At 61.1% G+C, this 20,943-nt stretch carries 18 protein-coding genes and 1 tRNA gene; 10 read left to right on the plus strand and 9 right to left on the minus strand.

What is annotated here, in order from left to right; translation table 11 throughout:
• Positions 1-82 precede the first annotated feature (82 nt).
• From A0J57_RS13890 to A0J57_RS13905, 4 genes are all read left to right on the plus strand, one after another.
• Positions 83-754, plus strand: a complete 672-nt coding sequence (locus tag A0J57_RS13890; RefSeq protein ID WP_061940095.1) for a pyrimidine 5'-nucleotidase — start codon at positions 83-85, stop codon at positions 752-754.
• On the plus strand, positions 751-1,590 hold the full coding sequence (dapD, locus tag A0J57_RS13895; protein ID WP_061940097.1) for a 2,3,4,5-tetrahydropyridine-2,6-dicarboxylate N-succinyltransferase: 840 nt from the start codon (positions 751-753) through the stop codon (positions 1,588-1,590). The genes A0J57_RS13890 and dapD overlap by 4 nt, the downstream gene beginning before the upstream one ends.
• A gap of 74 nt (positions 1,591-1,664) precedes the next feature.
• Positions 1,665-3,524 carry an ABC transporter ATP-binding protein/permease gene (locus A0J57_RS13900; protein WP_048578824.1) on the plus strand — a complete coding sequence of 620 codons (1,860 nt, stop codon included), beginning with the start codon at positions 1,665-1,667 and terminating at the stop codon, positions 3,522-3,524.
• A gap of 390 nt (positions 3,525-3,914) precedes the next feature.
• A complete protein-coding gene (locus A0J57_RS13905; RefSeq protein WP_061938542.1) occupies positions 3,915-4,898 on the plus strand; it encodes a TerC family protein in 984 nt (327 codons plus the stop codon).
• Between the two features lie 85 nt (positions 4,899-4,983).
• On the opposite strand, the gene A0J57_RS13910 is transcribed toward A0J57_RS13905, so the two are convergent.
• Both A0J57_RS13910 and A0J57_RS13915 read right to left on the minus strand, forming a co-directional pair.
• Complete coding sequence (locus tag A0J57_RS13910; RefSeq protein WP_025549770.1) at positions 4,984-5,382, minus strand: thioesterase family protein; 399 nt, start codon at positions 5,380-5,382, stop codon at positions 4,984-4,986.
• A gap of 106 nt (positions 5,383-5,488) precedes the next feature.
• Positions 5,489-7,564, minus strand: a complete 2,076-nt coding sequence (locus tag A0J57_RS13915; protein WP_048576413.1) for a S9 family peptidase — start codon at positions 7,562-7,564, stop codon at positions 5,489-5,491.
• 93 nt (positions 7,565-7,657) lie between these two features.
• On the opposite strand from A0J57_RS13915, the gene A0J57_RS13920 reads away from it, so the two are divergent.
• A complete protein-coding gene (locus A0J57_RS13920) occupies positions 7,658-9,439 on the plus strand; it encodes an aminopeptidase P family protein (RefSeq protein ID WP_048576412.1) in 1,782 nt (593 codons plus the stop codon).
• A 10-nt stretch (positions 9,440-9,449) separates the two neighbouring features.
• Here A0J57_RS13920 and A0J57_RS27190 read toward each other — a convergent pair whose 3' ends face one another.
• Positions 9,450-9,584: a hypothetical protein gene (locus A0J57_RS27190; protein ID WP_255309048.1), complete on the minus strand. Its 135-nt coding sequence runs from the start codon at positions 9,582-9,584 to the stop codon at positions 9,450-9,452.
• 115 nt (positions 9,585-9,699) lie between these two features.
• On the opposite strand from A0J57_RS27190, the gene A0J57_RS13925 reads away from it, so the two are divergent.
• Positions 9,700-9,774 (plus strand) — tRNA-Thr (locus A0J57_RS13925).
• A gap of 451 nt (positions 9,775-10,225) precedes the next feature.
• Positions 10,226-11,956 carry a site-specific DNA-methyltransferase gene (locus A0J57_RS13930; RefSeq protein WP_061938681.1) on the plus strand — a complete coding sequence of 577 codons (1,731 nt, stop codon included), beginning with the start codon at positions 10,226-10,228 and terminating at the stop codon, positions 11,954-11,956.
• Positions 11,957-12,142: 186 nt separating this feature from the next.
• Here the strand turns inward: A0J57_RS13930 and A0J57_RS13935 are convergent, their stop codons facing one another.
• Positions 12,143-12,715 (minus strand): hypothetical protein, encoded by a 573-nt coding sequence (locus tag A0J57_RS13935; protein WP_062017248.1) that lies wholly within the window; start codon positions 12,713-12,715, stop codon positions 12,143-12,145.
• A 130-nt stretch (positions 12,716-12,845) separates the two neighbouring features.
• A complete protein-coding gene (locus tag A0J57_RS13940) occupies positions 12,846-13,346 on the minus strand; it encodes a hypothetical protein (RefSeq protein ID WP_061938548.1) in 501 nt (166 codons plus the stop codon).
• 154 nt (positions 13,347-13,500) lie between these two features.
• Between A0J57_RS13940 and A0J57_RS25330 the strand changes: the two genes are divergently transcribed.
• Positions 13,501-13,869: a GIY-YIG nuclease family protein gene (locus A0J57_RS25330; protein ID WP_201030941.1), complete on the plus strand. Its 369-nt coding sequence runs from the start codon at positions 13,501-13,503 to the stop codon at positions 13,867-13,869.
• On the opposite strand, the gene A0J57_RS13945 is transcribed toward A0J57_RS25330, so the two are convergent.
• Together A0J57_RS13945 and A0J57_RS13950 are read right to left on the minus strand one after the other, a co-directional pair.
• Complete coding sequence (locus A0J57_RS13945; protein ID WP_061938551.1) at positions 13,848-18,122, minus strand: phage tail length tape measure family protein; 4,275 nt, start codon at positions 18,120-18,122, stop codon at positions 13,848-13,850. The genes A0J57_RS25330 and A0J57_RS13945 overlap by 22 nt on opposite strands.
• Positions 18,119-18,475 carry a hypothetical protein gene (locus tag A0J57_RS13950; RefSeq protein ID WP_061938559.1) on the minus strand — a complete coding sequence of 119 codons (357 nt, stop codon included), beginning with the start codon at positions 18,473-18,475 and terminating at the stop codon, positions 18,119-18,121. The genes A0J57_RS13945 and A0J57_RS13950 overlap by 4 nt, the downstream gene beginning before the upstream one ends.
• Positions 18,476-18,698: 223 nt before the next feature.
• On the opposite strand from A0J57_RS13950, the gene A0J57_RS13955 reads away from it, so the two are divergent.
• Together A0J57_RS13955 and A0J57_RS26010 are read left to right on the plus strand one after the other, a co-directional pair.
• The gene (locus tag A0J57_RS13955) at positions 18,699-18,956 is read left to right on the plus strand and encodes a hypothetical protein (protein ID WP_153017848.1); all 258 of its coding nucleotides are present in this window, start codon (positions 18,699-18,701) and stop codon (positions 18,954-18,956) included.
• A 174-nt stretch (positions 18,957-19,130) separates the two neighbouring features.
• Entirely contained in the window at positions 19,131-19,592 is a 462-nt protein-coding gene (locus A0J57_RS26010; RefSeq protein ID WP_153017849.1) for a hypothetical protein, read from the plus strand.
• On the opposite strand, the gene A0J57_RS13960 is transcribed toward A0J57_RS26010, so the two are convergent.
• Together A0J57_RS13960 and A0J57_RS13965 are read right to left on the minus strand one after the other, a co-directional pair.
• A complete protein-coding gene (locus A0J57_RS13960) occupies positions 19,555-19,749 on the minus strand; it encodes an AlpA family transcriptional regulator (RefSeq protein ID WP_061938565.1) in 195 nt (64 codons plus the stop codon). The genes A0J57_RS26010 and A0J57_RS13960 overlap by 38 nt on opposite strands.
• Positions 19,750-19,984: 235 nt before the next feature.
• Positions 19,985-20,923, minus strand: coding sequence for an SGNH/GDSL hydrolase family protein (locus A0J57_RS13965; protein ID WP_235600874.1), 939 nt, complete (start codon positions 20,921-20,923; stop codon positions 19,985-19,987).
• Between the last annotated feature and the right edge of the window lie 20 nt (positions 20,924-20,943).

A 20,943-nucleotide genomic window follows, 5' to 3' on the forward strand; every position in this document is an offset into this window, starting at 1 on the left:
CGCAGGAGCGTGGTCGGGATTGGCTGTCGGGAAGTAGGCCATGGCCCTTGCCCTGCCCGCCGCACGGGACTAGGGCCCGGCCATGCGCGCCGATCTCGCCCATGTCGACACCTGGATCTTCGATCTGGACAACACGCTCTACCCGGCGAAGGCGGACCTTTTCGCGCTGATCGACGTGAAGATGGGCGAGTTCATCCAGGGCCTGCTCGGCTGCGATCCGGTCGTCGCGAAGGAAACGCAGAAGCGCTATTTCCTGGAGCATGGCACCACCCTGTCCGGCCTGATGCACCATCATGGGATCGAGCCGCAGGCCTTTCTGGACTATGTCCACGACATTTCCATGGACCGGCTGGAGGTGGACGAGACGCTGAACGCCCATATCGCGGCGCTGCCGGGGCGGCGGCTGATCTTCACCAATGGCGACGGCGCCTATGCGACGCGGGTGCTCGACAAGCTGGGCCTGACCGGCGCATTCGAGCTGATCCACGACATCCATGCCTGCCAATATGTGCCCAAGCCCGATCCGTCGGGCTATGCCGAACTGTGCCGGGTGCATCATGTGGAGCCGGGCCGCGCCGCCTTTTTCGAGGATATGGCGCGCAACCTGCGCCCGGCCAAGGCGATCGGCATGACCACCATCTGGGTCAATAACGGGTCCGAGGCGGGCAATCACGAGCATCATCCCGACTTCATCGACTTCGAAACCGACCATCTGACGCCGTTTCTGGCGGATATTTTTGGGGAGCAGCCATGAGCAACGAACTGATCGCGACCATCGACGCCGCCTGGGAGGACCGGGCCAATGTCAATCTGCAGACGCAGGGCGAGGTCCGTCAGGCGGTGGACAGGGCGCTTGCCCTGCTGGACAAGGGCGAACTGCGCGTGGCGGAGCCGGCCGCTGAAGGCTGGCAGGTCAATCAATGGGCGAAGAAGGCGGTGCTGCTGTCCTTCCGCCTCAACGACAATGTCATGATCGGCAACGGGCCGGGCGCGGGCCACTGGTGGGACAAGGTGCCGAGCAAGTTCGCGGGTTGGGATGAAGCCGCCTTTCGCGCCGCCGGTTTCCGCGCGGTGCCGGGGTCGTTCGCCCGCGCGGGCGCGCATATCGCCAAGAATGTGATCCTGATGCCGAGCTTCGTGAATATCGGCGCCTTCGTCGATGAGGGCACGATGGTCGACACCTGGGTGACGGTGGGAAGCTGCGCGCAGATCGGCAAGAATGTCCATCTGTCGGGCGGGGTCGGCATCGGCGGCGTGCTGGAGCCGTTGCAGGCCGATCCGGTGATCATCGAGGACGACTGCTTCATCGGCGCGCGGTCCGAAGTCGTGGAGGGCGTGCGCATCGGCAAGGGTTCGGTGCTGTCGATGGGCGTGTTCATCGGCATGTCCACCAAGATCATCGACCGCGCCACGGGCGAAGTGTTCATCGGCGAAGTGCCGCCCTATTCGGTGGTCGTGCCCGGATCCCTGCCCGGCAAGCCCCTGCCCGACGGGACGCCGGGGCCGAGCCTTTATTGCGCGGTGATCGTGAAGCGGGTCGACGCGCAGACGCGGTCGAAGACCGGGATCAACGAGCTGCTGCGGGATTGAAGGCTGCCTCACTCCCCTCCCCTGAAGGGGAGGGGCTTATTGTGAGGTGAAGGCTTCCCCATTACATAACCCCCATGCCGCCATCCACGCCCGACAATAGCCCCCTTCCGCCCGTCTGGGCGACGATGCGGCGCTTCTTTCCCTATCTCTGGCCAGCCGACGCCCCGGCCCTGCGGCGGCGCGTCGCCATCGCCATGGCGCTGGTGCTGGTGGCGAAGGTCGTCAGCCTTGCCATGCCCTTCGCCTATAAGGGCGCGATCGACCGCATGGCGCCGGGCATGGAATCCGGCGCGGGCCTCGCCATCGCCTTGGTCGTCGCCTATGCGGGCGCGCGCTTCGGCAGCGTGCTGTTCGACAATCTGCGCAACGCCATTTTCGAGCGGGTCGGGCAGGAAGCCGGGCGGCGGCTGGCCGACGATGTGTTCGTCCACCTGCACCGGCTGTCGCTGCGCTTCCATCTCGACCGGCGTACCGGGGCCGTCACCAAGATCGTCGAGCGCGGCACCAAGAGCATCGATACGATGCTCTATTTCCTCCTCTTCAACATCGCGCCGACGGTGCTGGAACTGGCGGCGGTGTGCGTGATCTTCTTCGTGAAGTTCGGAGCCGGGCTGGTCGCGGCGACGCTGGTCATGGTGGCGCTCTATATCTGGTTCACCCGGACCATCACCGAATGGCGCAACCAGCTGCGCCGCGACATGGTGGACATGGACACCAATGCGGTCGCCCATGCCGTCGATAGCCTGCTGAATTTCGAGACGGTCAAATATTTCGGCGCGGAGGAGCGCGAAGCCACGCGTTACGGCAAGGCGATGCGGCGGTACGCCGACGCGGCGGTGAAGTCGGAAAACAGCCTTGCCTGGCTGAACATCGGCCAGTCGCTGATCACCAACCTGATGATGGCGGGGGCGATGGGCTATACCGTCTGGGGGTGGAGCCGGGGTCAGTTCTCTACCGGCGACGTGGTGCTGGTGAACACGCTGCTGAGCCAGCTTTTCCGGCCGCTCGACCTGTTGGGCATGGTGTATCGCACCATCCGCCAGGGGCTGATCGACATGGAGGCGATGTACAGGCTGATCGACACGCAGGCGGAGATCAGCGACGCGCCGGACGCCCCGATGCTGCATGTCGAGGCGGGCGAAGTGCGCTTCGACCATGTGCATTTCGGCTATGATCCGGAGCGGGAGATATTGCACGGGGTGAGCTTCACCGTGCCCGCCGGCAGGACATTGGCGATTGTGGGGCCTTCTGGCGCGGGCAAGTCCACCATCGCGCGGCTGCTGTTCCGTTTCTACGACATACAGGGTGGGCGGATCAGCATCGACGGGCAGGACATATCGGCGGTGACGCAGCAGTCGCTGCGTTCAGCGATTGGCATCGTGCCGCAGGACATGGTGCTGTTCAACGATACGGTCGGCTATAATATCGGCTATGGGCGCGAGGGCGCGACGCAGGAAGAGATCGAGGCGGCGGCAAAGGCTGCGTCGATCCATGATTTCATCATGGGCCTGCCGCAGGGCTATGAGACGCGGGTGGGCGAGCGGGGATTGAAGCTGTCCGGCGGCGAAAAGCAGCGGGTGGCGATTGCGCGGACGCTGCTGAAGGACCCGCCGGTTCTGGTGCTGGACGAAGCGACCAGCGCGCTCGACAGCCGGACCGAGACGGAGATTCAGGACGTGCTGCGCAGCATCGCGCGCAAGCGCACGACGCTGATCGTGGCGCACCGGCTTTCCACCGTGGTCGATGCCGATGAGATCATCGTCATGGAGAAGGGCCGCGTGGTCGAGCGCGGGCGGCATGGCGATCTGGTGCGGGCGGACGGGCTTTATGCGGCGATGTGGGCGCGGCAGGCGACCGAGCGGGACGATATGCCGGTCGAGCCGGGGATCGAGGATGTGTTTGAGGTGGTGGAAGGGCCTGGCGGGAGAGGGTGACGGCTGCCTTGGGTGGGAAGCGGACATTCCCCCTCCCGCAGGCGGGAGGGGGTTAGGGGGTGGGCTGGCGCGAGATCTGCGCTGTTTTGCAACGGCTAAGTCAGAAGCTCGCTACGCTCGCGCCCGCCCCTAACCCCTCCCGCCTGCGGGAGGGGAAGTCCTGAATTGGCCAAAACCCGCCGGAACACCTCAGGCCGGTTGATTTTTGCCGCCTCACCCTTTATCCTCCCCCCTCGCGGACCGGGCCCCTCTGGCGCGCTTTTCCCAGCGCGTGATGTCGGACCGCATCGGACTATCCGATGCGCATGGCGGTCTGGCTCACCCCATCCCCCATTCATGGCAGCGGATTCTCCGATCGACCTTTGTCGTTGAACGAGAGGAGCATATCCCATGGAATTTCTCGTCACGGACTGGCTGGGGACGCCCGCCTGGTTCTGGCTCGCCTTTTTCGCCATCGTCGTGGCGCTGACCGCCTTCGACCTTGGTTTCCTGCACAAGGAGAACAAGGAAATCGGCATCAGGGAGAGCCTGAAACTTTCCGTCTTCTACATCAGCATCGCCTGCGCATTCGGCCTCTGGGTCTGGTTCGTCCGCGGGCCTGAGCCGGGCATGCAATATTTCACCGGCTTCTTCATCGAGAAGGCGCTGTCCATCGACAATGTCTTCGTCATCAGCCTGATCTTCTCCACTTTCGCGATTCCGGCCAAATATCAGTATCGCGCGCTGCTCTGGGGCATCATCGGCGTGATCGTGCTGCGCGGCCTGATGATCGCGGGCGGGGCGATGCTGCTGCATCAGGCCTATTGGGTGCTGTACCTGTTCGCCGCCTTCCTGATCTTCACCGGCATCAGGATGATGTTCACCGGGGACAAGCCGATGGACGTCGGCAACAATCCGGCGATCCGCTTCATTTCCCGCCATATGCGGGTGACGCCGGAGCTGCATGGCGAGCATTTCCTGGCGCGCATGACCGATCCGAAGACCGGCCGGGCGGTGACGGCGGCGACGCCCCTGCTGCTGGCGCTGGTGGTGATCAATTTCGCGGACCTGGTGTTCGCGGTGGACAGCGTGCCCGCGATCTTCGCGATCACGACGGACACGTTCATCGTCTACACGTCGAACGTGATGGCGATATTGGGCCTGCGGGCGCTGTATTTCGCGCTGGCGGCGATGGTGCACCGCTTCCACTATCTGAAATATGCGCTGGCCGCGATCCTGGTGTTCATCGGAGCGAAGATCTTCGTGGCGGACTTCCTGCTAGGCGGCGACAAGTTTCCGCCGGTCCTCAGCCTGGGCGTCACCTTCGCGCTGATCGGCGCGGGGGTGGGCTGGTCGCTGTGGAAGACGCGGGAAGAGGAAAAGCGGATGGCGTAAGCGACACCTCGGCCTTGCGTCCGCACCTTATGCCGGGAGATGGATCCCCGCCTGCGCGGGGATGACGGACATGGGTTGGAGGGGGTCAGGAGGTGAGGAAGCGGGCCGCGACTTCGGGAGGAACCCGGAGGATGCGGCCCGTTTCCCGGTCGATGATCGCCCAGGTGGACTTGGCCGCGACCTTCACCTTGCCGTCCGGGCCGGTGAATTCCATGTGCCGGTCGAAACGGGCGCCGCGCGGGCCTTCGGGAATCCAGGTGCGGGCGGTGACGGTTTCGCCTTCCCGGACATTGCCGCGATAGTCGATCTCATGCCGGGTCACGACCCAGACATAGGCGTCCAGATGCTCCGGCGCGGCGTCGCGGGTCCAATGCTCGGTGGCGACCTGCTCCATCCACTGCACCCAGACAGCGTTGTTCACATGGCCCAGAATGTCGATATGCCCGGGACCGGCGGTGAATTGGGTGGTGTAGGTGGAGGGCATTATCCTCTCCCTCCGTTCGGGCTGAGCCTGCCGAAGCCCCTTCCTTCTTCGAGAAAAGAGAGCCCCTTCGACAAGCTCAGGGCGAACGGAGGAGAGGCGGGCGCCTTCATGCTTCTTCGATACCCAGTTGCCAGAGGATGAAGGCGAATTCCTCCGCCGTTTCGTGGAGGCTTTCGAAGCGGCCCGACTTGCCGCCATGGCCCGCGCCCATATTGGTTTTCAGGAGCAGGATGTTGCCGTCCGTCTTGGTGGCGCGCAGCTTCGCCACCCATTTGGCGGGTTCCCAATAGGTTACGCGCGGGTCGTTGAGCCCCGCCGTCACCATCAGCGGCGGATAGGCCTGGGCGCTGACATTGCTGTAGGGGTCGTAGGACAGGATCGTCTCGAACGCCGCCTTGTCCTCGATCGGATTGCCCCATTCGGGCCATTCGCCCGGCGTCAGCGGCAGCGTTTCGTCCAGCATGGTGTTGAGCACGTCCACGAAGGGCACATGCGCCACCACCGCGCCCCACAGGTCGGGGTCCGAATTGATGACTGCCCCCATCAGTTCGCCGCCCGCCGATCCGCCGGAAATGCTGATCCGCCCCTTCGAGGTGTAGCCACGCTCGATCAGCCCCTTCGCCACGTCCACGAAATCGGTGAAGGTGTTGGTGCGCTTGTCGAGCTTCCCGTCCAGATACCATTGCTGGCCGAGGTCGTCGCCGCCCCGGATATGGGCCAGCGCAAAGGCGAAGCCCCGGTCCAGCAGCGACAGGCGGCTGGTGGAAAAGCCCGGCTCCATCGCAATGCCATAGGCGCCATAGCCATAGAGGTGCAGCGGCGCGCTGCCGTCGCGGGGCAGATCCCTGGGATAGACGATCGACACCGGGATCGGCGTGCCGTCGCGGGCCGGGATCATGAGACGCTCGGTCGCGTAGCGGGTCGCATCATAGCCGGAGGGAATCTCCTGCACCTTCAGCACTTCCAGCTCACCGGTGGCGAGGTGATAGTCGTAGATGGTGTCGGGCGTGACCATCGATTCATAGCCGATGCGCAGCTTCGTCACGTCATATTCGGGATTATCGTCCAGCGACGCCGAATAGCTCGCCTCCGGGAAGGGAATGCGCCTGGCGCTGTGGGTCGCATAGTCGCGCAGTTCGATCTGGTCGAGGCCGTCCTGCCGCCCCTCCGTGACGTAGAAGCCCTTGAACAGCGTGAAGTCGGTCAGGTAGAAATGCGCGTCCGGGGCGATCACTTCGGCCCAGTCGCCGGGATTTTCCAGCGACGCCTTCGCCAGCCGGAAATTGGGATGCGTGTCGTTGGTGCGGATGTAGAGCGTGCCCTCATGCTCATCCACCTCATATTCGCGGCCCGGCTTGCGCGGGGCGACGAGCAGCGGCTGGGCGGCGGGATTGTCGGCGGGGAGCAGCCAGACCTCGCTGGTCACATGGTCGCCGGTCGCGATCACGATCCATTTTTCGGATGAGGTGAGGCCGACCGAGACGCGGAAGCCCTCATCATCCTCATGGAAGAGTTCGACGTCGCTTTCCACCGGCTGGCCCAGCCAGTGGAGGCGGGCATTGTCGGTGCGCCATTGTTCATTGGCGATGCCGTAGAGCAGTCCCCTGCTGTCGCTCGTCCAGACCAGCGAGGATAGGGTATCGGGGATCACCTCCGGCAGGATTTCGCCGGTGAAGAGATCCTTGATCCGCGCCTCGAACCGTTCGGAGCCATTATTGTCGATGGCATAGGCGAGGTAGCGGCCGTCCGGGCTGACCGACAGGGCGCCGAGGCGGAAATAGTCATGCCCCTCCGCCAGCGCGGGTTCGTCCAGGATGAGCTGATCCTCGGCGCCGTCGTCCCGGGCGGCCACGGGCCTGCGATACCATTTGCGATATTGGGCGCCGACCTCGAACGCGCGCCAGTAGATATAGTCGCCGTCCTTCTGCGGGACCGAGCTGTCATCTTCCTTGATGCGGCCCTTCATCTCCTCGAACAGGCGGTCGGTCAGCGCCTTGTGCGGCTGCATCGCGGCCTCGAAGAAGCCATTCTCCTCCTCCAGATAGGAGAGCACGTCCCTGTCCTTCACCTCCGGATAGCCGGGATCGCGCAGCCAGGCATAGGGGTCCTGCACGGTGATGCCGTGACGGGTGAAGCTGTGCGGGCGGCGGGCGGCGGCAGGGACTTGGGCGGGAACGGTCATTCAATGTCCTGATCTGGCGAAACTGTGCTGGTCTGCTTATGTTGGCGGCCATAGGCCCTGCGCAAGAGGGCCGGCAAGTCCAAGGGAAATTTGATGTCTAGCTATGAAGACCGGCTGAAAGCCCTGCGCGCCCAACTGGTGCGCGATGAATTGCATGGCTTTGTCGTGCCGCTGACCGATGAGCATATGAGCGAATATGTCGGCGCCTATGCGCAGCGGCTGGCCTGGCTGACCGGTTTCCAGGGGTCGGCGGGCAGCGCGGTGGTGCTGCCGGAGGAGGCCGCGATCTTCGTGGACGGCCGCTATACCTTGCAGGTGCGCGAGCAGGTGGATGGCGCGCACTGGCAATATGAGAGCGTGCCGCAAACCTCCGTCGCGGCGTGGCTGGGCGAGCATGCGCCGGTCGGCGGGCGGATCGGCTATGATCCCTGGCTGCATACGCGCGCCTGGGTGAAGGCCGCGAGCGAGGCTTTGGCCGAACGCGGCGCGGAACTGGTGGCGGTGGACACCAATCCGGTCGACGCCATATGGCCCGACCGCCCCGCGCCCAGCGACGCCAAGCTGGTAGTGCATGAGGACCGCTATGCCGGGCAGTCGGCGGCGGAGAAGCGGCAGGCCATGGCCGACTGGCTGGTGGCGAAGCATGCCGATGCGGCGGTGCTGTCCGCACTCGATTCGCTGGCCTGGACCTTCAACATCCGGGGCAAGGATGTGGAGCGGACGCCGGTCGCGCTCGCCTATGCCATCGTCCATGCCGATGCGACCGCGGACCTCTATGTCGCGCCGGAGAAGATCGACGAAGCGGTGGTGAAGCATCTGGGCAATGCGGTGCGGGTGCATGACCGCGAGGCGTTCGCGGATGCGCTGGCGGGCTTTGCGGGCAAGACGGTCGCCGCCGATCCCGAACGGGCGGTGGCGGCGATCTTCACGGGCCTGGAGGCCGGCGGCGCGCATGTGCTGGCGTTGCGCGATCCGGCGGTGCTGCCCAAGGCGGTGAAGAACCCGGTCGAGATCGCCGGGCACAAGGCGGCGCAGGCGCGGGACGGCGCGGCGCTCAGCCGTTTCCTGCACTGGATCGCGACCGAGGCGCCCAAGGGCGGCGTCGACGAACTGGGCGCGGCGGCGAAGCTGGAGACGTTCCGCAAGGAGACCGGGCTGCTGGAGGACCTGTCCTTCGACACCATTTCCGGAGCGGGCCCCAATGGCGCGGTGGTGCATTACAGGGTGGAGGAGAAGACGAACCGGCCGATCGAGACGGGCAGCTTCTATCTGGTCGATTCGGGCGGGCAATATCGCGACGGCACGACCGACGTGACCCGCACCGTCGCCATCGGCACGCCGACGCAGGAGATGAAGCGCCGCTTCACGCTGGTGCTGAAGGGGCATGTCGCCCTTGCCCGCGCGCAGTTTCCCAAGGGGACGCGGGGCGGGCAGCTCGACGTGCTGGCGCGTCAGTTCCTTTGGGCGGAAGGGCTGGATTATGCCCATGGCACCGGGCATGGCGTCGGCAGCTTCCTGTCGGTGCACGAAGGGCCGCAGCGGATCGCGACCTTCGGCGGCGGGGACGAAGCGCTTCAGGCGGGGATGATCCTTTCCAACGAGCCGGGCTATTACAAGACCGGCGAATATGGCATCCGCATCGAGAATCTGGTGCTGGTCGAACCCCGCGACGTGCCGGGAGCGGAGCGGGAGATGCTGGGCTTCGAAACGCTGACCTACGCGCCCATCGACCGGAATGCGATCGCGACGGAGTTGCTGACGGACGAGGAGCGCGCGTGGCTGGATGCCTATCACGCCCGGGTGCTGGAGATCGTCGGCCCGCAACTGGAGGGCGGCGCGCTCGACTGGCTGAAGGCGGCCTGCGCCCCGCTGTAACGGATCGGAATTACCCCTTGGCGCCATCGGGGCGCCGGGGGGTTTCCGCGTCGCGCGATTCGCGGGACTGTGCCTTGCGGCGACGCAGATTGTCCCGCAACGCCTGCGCCAAGCGCTCTTTCCGTTCGTCCTGACCGTTTGTCATGGCCCGCCCATAATCAAATTGCATCTTCTGCCGCAAGCCGCCTTGACATGGCGCGAGGAGGCAGCCATAGGCCCGGCTCCGCCGGCGCGATAAGCCGGATGGAACTGAAAATAGTGCTGCCGTAGCTCAGTGGTAGAGCGCATCCTTGGTAAGGCTGAGGTCGTGAGTTCAATCCTCACCGGCAGCACCATTTTTCCTCATCTGTCTGTGATGCAGATTTTCCCAAAGCCGAAATAAGCGCGTGGCTTGAACGGGTGCGCCAGTATCGTCGCGGAGCTATCCCCCGGATGGCAGTGGACGATATACCGCAAGCCGGCCAAATATATACCGTCATTCCCGACGGTCATAGGCCTATGGAATATACGGGAAATGGTGCCGGGGACGGCAACACATTATGCCTATAAAATGGCTAATTCCTGTGCGTTTTATAGATATGATTTGACATGTGGCCCCCTATCTGGCCCCCAAATTATTTTTCGCCCCATGCTACGCAAGTGATCGCCGCCACAAATGTACGCGGCAAAGCCTTCCATGAGCCAGCCTCCTAAACTTCCCTGCCTGTCCGAATGGCGTTAACCCTTTCCATAAAAGAATGATGTAACATAATTCCCTTGTGAGTGGATTTTTGGGGGATCAACTCAATGAATAGGCTGTATTTCGGGGACAACCTTGACGTGCTTCGTAAGCACATACCAGATGAAACCATCCAGCTCATTTACCTCGACCCTCCTTTCAATTCGAAGGCTACCTATAACATTCTTTATAAATCCCCGGTGGGCGCCGATGCTCAGCGGAAGGCCTTTGAGGACACTTGGCGCTGGGAAGACGGCGCGGAAGAGGCCATGGATCAAGTCCGAATCCGAGACATCAAGGTATTTAAGATGCTCAGGTCTCTGAGAGATTTTCTCGGCGAAAGTGACCTGATGGCATACTTGGCTATGATGACAGTTCGGCTGATTGAGATGCGCCGTGTCCTTAAGCCGACCGGCACGCTATACTTACACTGCGATCCAACGGCGAGCCATTACCTCAAAGCCGTATTAGACGGGATCTTTGGCGTAGAAAATTATCGAAATGAGATAATATGGAAAAGAACCAGCTCTCATAATGATGCAGCACAAGGCCTAAGTCGATATGGCAGAACTCATGACGTCATTTTGTTTTATGGCAGAGGCGCGGGCGGCGTATGGAATCTGCAATATTCCGATTACTCCGATGGCTACAAGAAGCAGCATTATTCCAACGTTATGCCAGACGGTCGGAGGTACAAAACGTCTGATTTGACGGCAGCGAAACCGGGCGGCGATGTAAGCTATGAATGGAAAGGGGTTCGTCCACCGACCGGCCGTTACTGGGCTTATTCGCGCGCAAATATGGAGCGATTTGAAAAGGAGGGACGGCTTCAATATGCCGCCAAGTCTGGCATGCCGAGGCTACGTCATTTTCTCGACGAAATGCCCGGCGTGCCTCTGAGCGACATGTGGGATGATATTTCGCCGGTAAATTCTCAGGCGAAAGAGCGAATTGGATACCCGACCCAGAAGCCCCTGGCCCTTCTAGAGCGGATTATAAAAGCCTCGTCCAACCCAGGGGATTTGATACTCGACCCTTTCTGCGGTTGCGGAACAGCTATTCATGCAGCGGAACGGCAGGGCCGCCAGTGGATCGGAATTGACGTGACTTTCCTCGCAATCCAGGTCATTCAGGACCGCATCAAATCATGGTTGCCGCACGCCAAATACGACGTCGATGGCATTCCCAAAGACGAATTCGCTGGTCGCCAACTGGCGCGCCTCGATCCCTTCACCTTCCAAGAGTGGGCTGTCGGCCGCGTTGGTGGTCAATCTCGTGGGAAGGGGCCTGACAGAGGTATCGACGGTGAAATTGCTTTCCTGCTTGGTCCCCGAAAATATGGCCATGGGATTGTTTCCGTAAAGGCGGGAAGACAGGTTGGGCCTGACGCTGTGCGAGTGTTGAAAAGTGTGGTGGAGAGGGAAAGGGCCGATCTCGGCGTACTGGTTTGCCTAGACAATCCAACAACCGAGATGCGAAAAGAGGCGGCAATCGCGGGTCGTATCGATCTACCCGGTGGCTCCCGGTCAAAGATTCAAATTCTAACCATCAAGGACTTGATTGCAGGCCCCAATCTGGGAATTCTCACTGAGCTCAATGCAGTACAAGCCGCCCAAGAGGCGAAGGCTGCGAGAAGGCGCACTAAACCAGCCGCCCCCACTCCCGAGCAACTCCGTCGAGAGCCCCAACTGCCACCGATGCCCATTACTGGCGGAAAGACGAACGCTCAGTTGCCGATGGACTTGCAAGAGCCTCTTTTGGTCACGCCAGTCATGCGCAAGCGCAAGAAGGCTCAGTAAGGGCCACCATCTTCGCAAAGCCAATCGGCAGGCGACAAATCTGCCGACAGCTAGAGGACTCTCGTAAGCCAGCGGCAATCATTTTGCTTCGGCATTTTGGTCCTTGACCTTGACCCATACAGAGTCACGCCGTCGCCGATAGAGCGAACCGGGCACCTTGGCGACCAGCCCCTCCCCGTTACGCGCCTATACCCTTGCCGCTTCTGCCTGCACCGCGCCCGGGGTCAAACAGGGGCGCCAGGGCAGCACAGAGACGGCATCGCCAGTTAAGGCAGCCCCGGCCGCGTCCAGCGCATTCAGGCGGGCCGTGAGAGGCATAGGGCATCTGTCCGCCCTCCAGTCGTCCAAGGGCACCGCGTCGAACAGGAATAGGCGTCCAGCGTCACCATAGCGCCCACCGTTGGCGAAGTGGCGGAGCGTGGGCTGTAAGGCGCCGTCGACTTGAAACTCTCCGTCGAGCATCATGGGCCGCCCGAAAACCCGTTCAAGCGGGGCAAGGGCTGCGGCGATATGGCTGGTCCCGCCGATCGCGGTGCCGCCGCGCGTGACCAGTTGCCCGTCGATCCATAGCGCGCGGATGCCGTCCAACTTCTCCTGCACGATCAGCCCGCCAGTCGGAACCGTGCCGTCCCACTTCACAGCGAGCGCGCAGAGTTCCGCAGGACCATGCGCGAAACGAGGGTCACGCTCGGGTAATGCCGGCGGCGCGAACAGGCGCACGGTCGCCAGGACGTCGGGCATGTTGCGGACTGTGAGCATGGAGGGATGACGCGCCGAAACCCGCGTGAAAGCAAGGAAAATTGGCGGGTCCTACCTGGAAAATGCGAAAACCAAAGCGGCCAGTGACCCCGTTTTTGACCCGAGTCGCCTATAAAAACTTTTGGGTAAGTCAGCGGTTGATGATTATCCCGACGCCAGCGAAAATCAGACCGACGACAAACGCCAGAATAGACGTCCATCCAAGGCGCATTGCTGGTTGCCCTGCCTGCTCTGCTTTCCGAGGAAGGTCCGCGTGTTCAGCTTCAATAGATGCAACTCGCTCGCCGTCGTCTGCCACGGCCAGCCAGTAACCAATCATTTTCCCGACTTCCGCCGACATGGTTTTGGACGTTTTCAGTGATGTGTAACCTGCCAGTAGTGGGAGAAGCACTCCGATGGCGAAAGAAGTACACGAAGCAATTTTGATGCCCGGCGACATTGCGATGGGCCATGTCGCTACTGCCGCTGCACCATTTACGGCGAGCAAGGATGAAAGCAGCCATTTTGCAACGGCGACGGTTTCTACGGTGAGGGTTTTCGCGAGATCCTGGAGCGTGTCCAGCATATAGCGCGCGACGGTCCTGTTCAGATTTTCATCCTCGTTCAATTCCAGATGGCTTTGGTGCTGCATTCGTGCCCCCTCTCTTAACCGCTCGCGCTGGATTAAGTATCAGCTATGTTGGATTATCGACAACCACCCCATGGTGGGCAATCGACTGGTCTGGGGCGGCTACAGATGCGCAATGTTGAAAGGCGCGGAGCATGGCAAGCCACGCCAGGAGCGCATGCGCGAACTGGGTGACGCCAGCGTTCCCTTTGTTTTCGATACACACGCCATCATTTACAGCGATGATGCACCCGCGCTTGAACGCGCTCTACATGGCGAGTTTGAAGGTACCCGAATCAACGCGCAAAACTTCCGGAAGGAGTTTTTCCGCCGATTGAATATGTTGAAGCTGCAGTTCAGCGGCTCGCGCCCGATGCAACCTTCTTCAGGGACGTCGAGGCGCAAGAGTATCGCGAAACCCTCTCCCGAAGGAACCAGATGTTGGCCAGTGAAATTGGAGAAAGCGAGATGTTTCCCGCTGTCCTTTGATTGGCGGTCCCTCGCGGCAGCGGAACTGGCGATCAGCTATCCATTAAGGGCGTTCTGAAACGCACGGCGATTCCGTGTGACCAAGTTCAGCACGGCCTTTTCCCCGGCTGGGGTATTGAGGATCGCCTGTGCCGCTTCATCAGGATCAAAACTGTTCACGATATTGATGTTTTGCCCGTCGCCACTAAGGCAACCGTTGTTCCGGTGACGGGGATCGGAAGCCGTCAGCACCTCTTCGCCGCGTTGCAGGACAGCAGGCACCTCATCGGGCCGCAACCCGGCGATGCCGCCACCATGGTAGCGCTGCGCGTTGGCGAACCATGCCGGACTGACCGGCTTCGACAGCAGCGAGGTTTCACCGACCACGCCGCCGGTGTGCGCGAAACTCGGGTTGAGGCCGTAGCTGCTGGGAAGGCTACCAGCGCTGGGGGCTGCGCCACCACCGCCCGCCGCGCTGCCGCCAGCGGCGCGCAGGAAACTGGACACGATGTTGAAAATGATCGCCTGCAGGATCATCTGCGCGATCATCCGCAGGAAATCCGCCGCGAAGCTGAGGAAGGCATCCTTCAGCGAAGAGAACACGTTTTTGCCTTCCGCCACCGCCTGCGCGAATTTATCGATCGCATTGGTGGCCTGGTTGGCGAACACCTGCGCGATCTGCTGTCCACCGACACCGAGAATGTTCACCCACTGTGTCGTTCCGGCCTGGGCGGTTTCCAGTCGCGTGATGATCGCGTCAATCTGCGCCTGTGTGCGGCCGAGCGGATCGTTCACCAGGTCGAGGTTCCGATAAAACTCGATCGCCTTCTGGACGGCCGTGTCCAATTGCCCATTGATGGCATTCAGGGTCGGCTGCAGCGCGTTGGCCGCCTCACCCAATCCCTGATTTTTCAGGAAATCCATCTGCGATTGGATGGCGTCACGCTGCGCCGTCAGATCGTCCACGGGCTTCTGGACGTCATCGGCCGCCGCCGTCGCCATCTCCCGCGCATGTGCGAGGTCGAAATAGGCGCCGGTCGTCTTGATGATCTCCTGGCGCTGCTTGTCCGTGAACTCCAGTTCGGGCAGCCCCTTGGCCGTCCGATCGGCGTTCAGCTTGTCGATTTCTTGCTGTTTCGCGAGGACGGCTTCATTGATAGCCTGTTCGCGCTGCTTCGCCAGCAGTGCTTCGCCGACCAGTCCGAGTTGCGCCCGCATCGAATCGATGCCGAGCTTCCGCTTCTCGTTCTCATCGTCGACCTTCGCGTTGAACTTGTCCTGAGCGTCGAGGCGGTCCTGCTCGATCTTCCGCAGGGCAGCCTCGCCTTCCATGGCGGTCTGGACCGTGGAACCGACATTCCCTTTGCCGGTCCCGCCGGCACGACGATCGGCGTAGGCCAGCACCGACTCACGGGTGGCACCGTTGCCAAGAATGGTCGGATTAGCGGCGATGGCCTGGCGCTCTTTGGCGCTGGTGAACAGGTCGGCGATCCGCGTGCCAGCGGCCGACTTCAGCACCTTGACCGCGCCATCGGCTCCCAGGAAGTGGGCAAGCTGGAGGTTGGCTTCGGTGACCGCTTGACCGGACTTCTGCAGCGCGGCGGCATTTTCGCGCGCATACAGTTCGATCAACTTCGCGGAAACGTCAGCATTCTTCCGCAATTCAAGGATCGCGTCGCGACCCATGTTGGCGGCTTCCTGTGGGAAATATTTCCGGAACAGGCTCAACCAGGTCGATTCGATGAACTGCCCGTTGCCGGTCGCGGTAGAGGACGGGTTGCGGGCATCGGCGCGACCGGTACTGTTTTCGGCCTTGACGACGCGCTGCACATAGGCGCGCAGCGCCTGTTCATCGGCGCGGGCAGCGGCTTCGGCGGCGTTCTTCTGTCGCTCCCGATATTCGGTCAGTTGCTTTTCGAGCTTGATCCGCTCCTGATCGACGCCCGCATTGACGAAACGGTCGACCTGCCTCGGGTCGGCATTGGCGCCGAACTGATCCTGTGCCTGCTCGCGCAGCTTGATACGCAGATCCCGCAGCCGGTTCTGGATCTGGATTTCGCTGGTTACTTCGGCCTGCGCGCGGGCTTCGCGCTCCGCTTCATCAGCCGCCTTCGACGCGGCGGCTGTGGCGGCTGCGTTGTAGGTTGGCGCAGCGGGCTTCGCTGTTGGTTGCTGCTTGAAGACAGCCGGATCGATCCCGGTAGACTTGCCACCGGTCAAACTGTTCGGGAATTCCGGTCCCGTGCTGGTAGGCAGTCCGGCTTGCCGGTTGAATGCATCTGTGAGACCGAACGAAAGCTTACTGTTCAACTTGGCCAGTGCGTTGACCCAGTCGGACTCATCCATGTTCTTGAGCGCGTTGACGGCCTTGTTGACCGAATTCGCCAGATCATCGAAGAAACCGCCGAGCGCCTGCACCGGCTTGCTGTTCGCCAGGCCAGCAAGTGCGCTATCCCACGCATCACCGAATGTCCGCGCAGCGTGCGTCCATGGACCGACTGCCTTTTGCGCGGCTTCGTCCTGCCGTTTGACGAAGATGCTGGATGCGAGTGAACGCGCGTCTTCCGCCTTCCCAGCATCAAATAGCGCCTTGATACGGGCATATTCGGCCGCGGTGTAAGCATCGGTGGCCTTGCCGAGTTTGAGGATCGACTCGTAGCCGCCGTTGAACGCGGTACCAATCTGTTTGGCGGCTTCCACCACATCAATGCCGAGGACATCAGCCATGTCCTGCGCGGCCTTGCCGAACTTGACGATTTGAGCTTCGTCGAAGCCCTCCTTCATCAAGGTACGGACGACGGCAACGGCCTTCTCAGCCGATAGCCCATAGTGGTCCAAGGCTTCGGTGGCGGCATTCAACCCCTTGGCCGTCGCGTCGCTGCCGGAACCGGCTGCCAGCGTCAGCAGACCACCAAACTGCCGGATGCGTTCGGCCCGTTCATAGGCATCCTTGAGGATAACGACGATGCCGGTCAGTGCTGCGCCAGCGGCAAGGAAAGGCCCGGACGCCAATGCGCCGACAATAGCTGCGCCAACACGCGGGAACAGTTGCAGGATCTGCCCACCTTGCTGCCCCAAGGTTTGCGCGAGAGAAGTGCCCGACGCAAGCTGCGTCACGACGTCATTAATCTGATAGCCAAGGTTGGTCAGTTCATACGGCTTGAGGCCGAACATGGACGGACGGCCGCGGGAATCGAGGCCGTTCTGCCCGTTGATTGCCTTAATCGCGTTATCGGCGTTGCCACGCAGCAACTTCATGCCGGCGCTGAGTTCGTCTGCGGAAATCTTAAAATTTTCGAACAGGTTGTTCAGCTTGCCCTGTTCGACAGTGAGCTTGGCCTCAATGTCTGCGATCGGGTTAAGCTGCGCCCGCAAACGCGCGGCGGCATCGGCCATCGCCTGTTCCTGGCGGGTGGCTTCCGCCATCGCGGCGACGCCTTCCTTCACCCGGTTCTCGAACATCTGATGCGCGATACCGGCTTCCTTGAGCGCCGCTGCCTCCTCACGGGCGGCCAGCGCCTGAAAGGTTGCACCATTGTCGGTGGCGCGGCCGCTGCCGAGACCTACCGACTGGCGCACCGATGCCGCGACGGCGGCGGCAGCCTCGCGGGCTGCCTGTTCCCGATCTCGCTGAAGCTGGATTTCGCGCTGCGCCAAGGCTTCGAAACCGGCGCCATTGTCGACCGCCGCACCTCGACCGGTGCCGGTGACGCGTTGCACATTGGCTGCGGTCTCCGCGGCAGCCGCCTGTTCGCGCAATGCCCTGGTCTGCTGCTCGATCTCCCGGCGAGCGCCTGCCACGGCTGCTTCAGCGGCATTGGCGGTGCTGCCAACACGCTGGAGCGACGACGCGGCGGTATTGAGACCAGCCTCCTGCGTCGCGATCGAGCGGGCCAGCTTGTCGATCTGACCGCTCAACCGATCATATTCAGCCTGAACCGCCTTGAGTTGTGACAGGCGCCCCGCCTGATCGCGTCCGGCGTTGACGATAGCGTCGCCGCTGTTGAGACGTTCGAGAGCCGCTGCGGCGGCGGTGGCCTGTGCCTGCAAGGCCTGCAACTCGGCCTTTTGCCCGGCGATTGCCGTCTTCTGCCGATTGAACGCGGATTCGGCGCGCTCGGTCACACCTGCGATCGATGAGTAAGCCTTATCCAGCGTACCGAGAACGGACGCCAACTTTCCGATATTGGCGCCGGTCTCCTCCGCAGATCCCGACACCTTGTTCTGGATGCCGAACAACTTCGTCAGAGCACCCGAAACCGAGTCAATCGTCTTCTGGGCTTCGTCGCGGGCCTTGATGACTAGCTGAACGTCGCTGTTACGGCTGCTCATTGATCATTGCTCCCGATTAGACGGAGATGATTTCTCACGGCAGTAGATGGCGATAGCCTTTCCTCGGCAATCTCCACCATTTCGACGACATGCGGGCTGCGGCTTGTGGCGGCGAGACAACCCAGTGCGGACAGCATGTTCAGCATGGAGCCAAGCCTGACCGCGTCGACGGAAACTCCCCGGCCGATTGCTGCCAGGTGGCGCACCAGTTCGTCATTCTCAAAAATGACGCGCGTTAGCCTCTCCACCAGCGGAGTTTCGGTGGCATGATCGCAAGCGGCGATCTGTTCCGCCACTTCCGGGAAACTATCCAAAAGTTGATTGAGATGTTGCGGGGTAACGGGATTGGCCATGTGTCTGTCTCCATGTTCCCCTGAAGACAGAAATACCAAATTACTGAGTTCAAGTAAAATCACGTTGAATGGTGATTTGTCACGTCTGACGTGAGTGTAGATTTAGACACTGTGGGACTGCATGGTCCAATATGGGAAATTTATAGTTTGACTCATTTTCATACTCGTGGAATTTTTCGATTTGGAGGCGGCGAGTCGTCTTTAGCTTTTTGGGGGTTTAAAAATGAATATTCTGTCTATGGATGCCGAATCAGCTAACCCGATCGAAGGACAACGCTTCGCGTGGCTGCCCGTTCGCTCGGGGGATTACTCTAAGGATTGTGCGGCCGGGGAGGCTGCAGCCCGGGAGTTGCTTGCGGTTGCGCGCGACACCGACAACCCAATCCTGATCCTATCCGCAATCCGCAACGCGGTTGAAGGTGGCGAATGGTCTGCCTTTGAGATCGGTTTCGCCACAACGATATGCGTAGCCGCGCTGTAGCGGCCCCTCATCTGCATGTAGGAGGATTTATGGCTAAGTCTTTGATCGGCCTGCTGATCGGCGCGGTAATGTTATCCTCTGTCCCTGCCTAGGCGGGATCGCAGATGGAGAGGAACCGGGCGAAAATGGAGGCCACGTCTCCAGCCGATTTCCGCCGCGCTGTCGAAATCCGTGATGACGATATGGAGTCGGTCGCCGTCATCACCACACGCGGCATATAAATCAAAAGGGGAAGGTGACACGTGGCTGGCGGCAGGCATCGATAAGAGAACCGGCCGTACCATCTACCAGATCAACGGCTTCATCAGGTATGTCGGTGGCTGGCGCTTCTACAGCGTCGGCACCTACTCGCATCCTGGCGGCCTGACTTCAGGCCGATTGATGACGCAGCGCCGCATCGATAATTGCTATGTGAGCTGCCAGTACGAGGAGAATGTGTCTCTGGTAGTCGACGAGTTCACGATGCAACAGGTTGCCCAAGAGGGTGAGATGTGGCGGCTGCGCTTCCAAGGAAATGGTGTGGTGTGGGATGACGTGATGAATCCGGCGGAAGTGGCGGCACTGCTTGAGGCCGCACGTCATACAAGAGGGCGCGGCTTCACTGACCCGAGAGGATGGTTTCCTGCCAAGCCTTGATTTCGGTCGACAGCCAGAAGCATCGCTTGCTGCCATCACCATATCTACGGCTTGGCGGGAAGCGATTATCTGCGATCCGGCGATAGATCTCTGTTTTGCTGAGACCCACTGCTTGGATGACCTTCCGAATTGGCCAGAATTCGATATCTTCGTTCACTGGAAGACTCCTCTGCGTCACGGCAGATATCTTATCAATAATGCTATGAAATAAAATACTCTCTATCAATCAAACAAGAAATCAACATTCTATTTGTCAATGCACGTAAAAGTTGATTTTGCTTATTGGAAAATAATTTTTCGCCTATATTTTAAATTATACGCAATGAAACCAACTTAATTGGAATGAAAACCTACAACTTTGTAACGATTCCTGGTGTCTCGATACAAGCGACTTAAAGGCCATTTGCACTCAGGAAGGCGTAAAGCCCAGTTGCTATTGCTGAATGCCCAGCAACGTTGGGATGCGAGCCATCATATTGATATCCCCTGGCGATCATGCGAGCTTGCGAAAAGCCGACGGCCGTGCGGCTGTCGTAAAATGACCAGCCATAGTCGAGCGCAATGTTGCGGAGAATCCGCGCGATGTTGGCCAGATAAGATCCGGTGGCGTTGCTCGAGTTCGGCGGCATCCCGACGACGAGGCAGCCATCCGCCCCCGCGGTCTTCAGTGCTGCGACCGTGCCTTCGATGCTGGCGTAGTAGCTGTCTCCCGCCGTGCCCGCCACGGTGTCGTTGATGGTGCAATAGATGATGGCATAGTCAGGGTCCAACGCCACTAATTCGTTTCTGTGACTCCAAGGATCAGCCGTTAGGTTCAAATCTACGGCTTTGGCGCCCCAGTACCCGCAGGTGAGCAACAGCGGGGTTGCCGTGCCGTCGAAAGTCTCAATGCCCGCAGCATACATTTTCCCGGTCGTCCCACCGCCGATTTCGATATAACTGCCCGCAGCCGTGTAGTCGCGGTAAGTCAGGCTGTTGCTGCCAGTCTGATTGAAGGTATCGATCACACTGCCTTTGACCGACACTGTCAGAGCGGTGTTGCAGATCGACGCAGTCGGATACCAGAAGCGAAATTTGGTGAATGAACCAGTCGGCGTGAACCGGAGCTTGCCCGAGGCACCGGCGTTTCCGATGAGGAACCTTCCGCCAACGATACTTGCCGTAGTATCGGCCGCCCAGCCCGACCCTAAGGTCAATCGCGGGTCGTGAGTGTTAACGGCAACGCCCGCCCCTGTGACGTTTTGTTCTCCGAAGAAAGCGTCTGTATGATACCCGGCTGCCGTGGCGAATAATTTTGCCATGCCGGCGGCAAGCCCGCCCGTCAGGTTCAACGTGCCCATCCCTGCGCCAG

It is taken from the genome of Sphingobium sp. 22B (assembly GCF_001580035.1).
In the GTDB taxonomy this organism is placed as follows: Bacteria; Pseudomonadota; Alphaproteobacteria; order Sphingomonadales; family Sphingomonadaceae; genus Sphingobium; species Sphingobium fuliginis.

Excerpts from the sequence above, each read along its gene's own strand:
- A0J57_RS13890 (WP_061940095.1), top strand. The coding sequence starts at position 83 with ATGCGCGCCGATCTCGCCCATGTCGACACCTGGATCTTCGATCTGGAC.
- dapD (WP_061940097.1), top strand. The coding sequence starts at position 751 with ATGAGCAACGAACTGATCGCGACCATCGACGCCGCCTGGGAGGACCGG.
- A0J57_RS13900 (WP_048578824.1), top strand. The coding sequence starts at position 1,665 with ATGCCGCCATCCACGCCCGACAATAGCCCCCTTCCGCCCGTCTGGGCG.
- A0J57_RS13905 (WP_061938542.1), top strand. The coding sequence starts at position 3,915 with ATGGAATTTCTCGTCACGGACTGGCTGGGGACGCCCGCCTGGTTCTGG.
- A0J57_RS13910 (WP_025549770.1), bottom strand. The coding sequence starts at position 5,382 with ATGCCCTCCACCTACACCACCCAATTCACCGCCGGTCCCGGGCATATC.
- A0J57_RS13915 (WP_048576413.1), bottom strand. The coding sequence starts at position 7,564 with ATGACCGTTCCCGCCCAAGTCCCTGCCGCCGCCCGCCGCCCGCACAGC.
- A0J57_RS13920 (WP_048576412.1), top strand. The coding sequence starts at position 7,658 with ATGTCTAGCTATGAAGACCGGCTGAAAGCCCTGCGCGCCCAACTGGTG.
- A0J57_RS27190 (WP_255309048.1), bottom strand. The coding sequence starts at position 9,584 with ATGACAAACGGTCAGGACGAACGGAAAGAGCGCTTGGCGCAGGCGTTG.
- A0J57_RS13930 (WP_061938681.1), top strand. The coding sequence starts at position 10,226 with ATGAATAGGCTGTATTTCGGGGACAACCTTGACGTGCTTCGTAAGCAC.
- A0J57_RS13935 (WP_062017248.1), bottom strand. The coding sequence starts at position 12,715 with ATGCTCACAGTCCGCAACATGCCCGACGTCCTGGCGACCGTGCGCCTG.
- A0J57_RS13940 (WP_061938548.1), bottom strand. The coding sequence starts at position 13,346 with ATGCAGCACCAAAGCCATCTGGAATTGAACGAGGATGAAAATCTGAAC.
- A0J57_RS25330 (WP_201030941.1), top strand. The coding sequence starts at position 13,501 with ATGCGCGAACTGGGTGACGCCAGCGTTCCCTTTGTTTTCGATACACAC.
- A0J57_RS13945 (WP_061938551.1), bottom strand. The coding sequence starts at position 18,122 with ATGAGCAGCCGTAACAGCGACGTTCAGCTAGTCATCAAGGCCCGCGAC.
- A0J57_RS13950 (WP_061938559.1), bottom strand. The coding sequence starts at position 18,475 with ATGGCCAATCCCGTTACCCCGCAACATCTCAATCAACTTTTGGATAGT.
- A0J57_RS13955 (WP_153017848.1), top strand. The coding sequence starts at position 18,699 with ATGAATATTCTGTCTATGGATGCCGAATCAGCTAACCCGATCGAAGGA.
- A0J57_RS26010 (WP_153017849.1), top strand. The coding sequence starts at position 19,131 with ATGACGATATGGAGTCGGTCGCCGTCATCACCACACGCGGCATATAAA.